Annotated in this window: 1 protein-coding gene; it reads right to left on the bottom strand. The window is 42.6% G+C overall.

All coding sequences use genetic code 11. The features are described from left to right. Positions 1 to 70: 70 nt before the first annotated feature. Positions 71 to 1,558, bottom strand: coding sequence for an IS1182 family transposase (locus BMX56_RS29770; RefSeq protein WP_090653367.1), 1,488 nt, complete (start codon positions 1,556 to 1,558; stop codon positions 71 to 73). Positions 1,559 to 1,651: the final 93 nt, after the last annotated feature.

Genomic DNA, 1,651 nt, shown 5'->3' on the forward strand with positions numbered 1-1,651 from the left:
GTGGTCGTTGCGCAACTATTGAGACTATTATACAGACGTGAGCCTGTTCGTCCGTTCTTTGAACTATTGATTAAAACGAAGTTAGGAAGTTCACAGCATGTTGGTGTTTGTACCCTATAAATTGCATGAACAACTGATTAAACAGACCTTTCAGGCCACCTATGGCCGGGATTGGCGCTGCTATCAGTGGCCCGAACTTACATTTGAGCAGTTTTTTGATATTATAAGCGGCGGCAGCCATAAGCATACATTTATTTGCTTGTTTAAGTCCTTTAGTGTTTATTCGGTCTAAGCTCGTGTAATTAATTAAGGAGCCGAATACCGGTTCGACTGTACTGGAGCGCAGCGACATCATCTGTTTACCTCTGGGGCTCTCCACCCGCCGTTGCATATATTCATAAAGCGGTTTGTCCGCAGAGTCAACCAGCTTCTTGAAGCCTTTTTTATTGGCGCAAATGTCCTTAAATGGACAGTTTTTGCAATCACTAATGCTGGACTCATAAATCTTCTTGAAAACAGTCGGTTCATTATAAGCAGATTCGATGCGTTTGAAGGGCAGATGGACACCCATTATACAAGTATACCGGTCATAGTTATCATCGTATATGAACCCTTCGCCTTCCCTTGAAGACTTATAAGTTCCGGGAGCAGGAATATATCCTTTCATACCATTGGCAGTTAATGCCCGTATAGCTTTACCGCTACTGTAGCCTGTATCTGCCAGAATTTCTTCAACCTGAATGGCATGGTCAGCCATGTTACCGGCAATCTGCGGTAGTATTACCGGCAAAGAACTGTTGTCAGCCTCGTTTCCCTTAAATGCCTGTATATAGGTTATGCAATGACTGGCTGTATCCACACTCATTTGCGACCGGTAATACAATCTCATCGGTTTACCTGGCTTGGTGGTTAAACGGGCATCCGGGTCTGAAGGGCTGAAGTGTGTTTGATTGGTCGGCGCAACGTCTTTATTCTTCGGCCCTTCATCATTGTCGCTTTTTGGCTCCTTCGGCTTTGCAGGATCATCCTCGATATTATCATTCAATTCCCGGCTGAACACAGATGCATCTTCCATCACTATCCGCTCAACCATACTTTGTTTAGCCGCATTGGCAGGTATTAAAGCACTGTCCACAGCTTGCCGTTTGCCGCTAATCATCCCGTTATTAATGCAAAGCTTCAGTACTTGCTTAAACAATTCAAGGAATGTTTCCTCTCCAAAAAGCTTGCGGGTGCGGCTTAACGTAGAATGCCACGGTAATTCCTGGCCAAGGTCATAACCGAGAAAATAAAGAATGTCCATCCGCATTCCCGATGAAATAACAATCCGGCGGTCGCTATTAATATTTTCGAGATAACCAACGAGCATCAATTTCATAAATACAACCGGGTCGATGCTTTTTTGACCTTCCTTGCCATAATACTTCAAAGTTGTCGGATACAAGAAGTCTAAATCAAGCAAACTTTTTAACCGACGGTAAAAATTATCAGCTGGTACGTAGTCGGAAAGCTGAAACTGTATGAACAAGCTTTCTTGGTGTATTTTCTTTCCTTGCATGTACTAATATACTAATAATCAATATTTTAATCAATATTTCAAAGAACTTAATTCTAAAGCCACTGTTGGCTTGTTTAGTTGTGCAACAGTCAC

The sequence above is a fragment of the Mucilaginibacter sp. OK283 genome (assembly GCF_900110415.1).
Taxonomy (GTDB): domain Bacteria; phylum Bacteroidota; class Bacteroidia; order Sphingobacteriales; family Sphingobacteriaceae; genus Mucilaginibacter.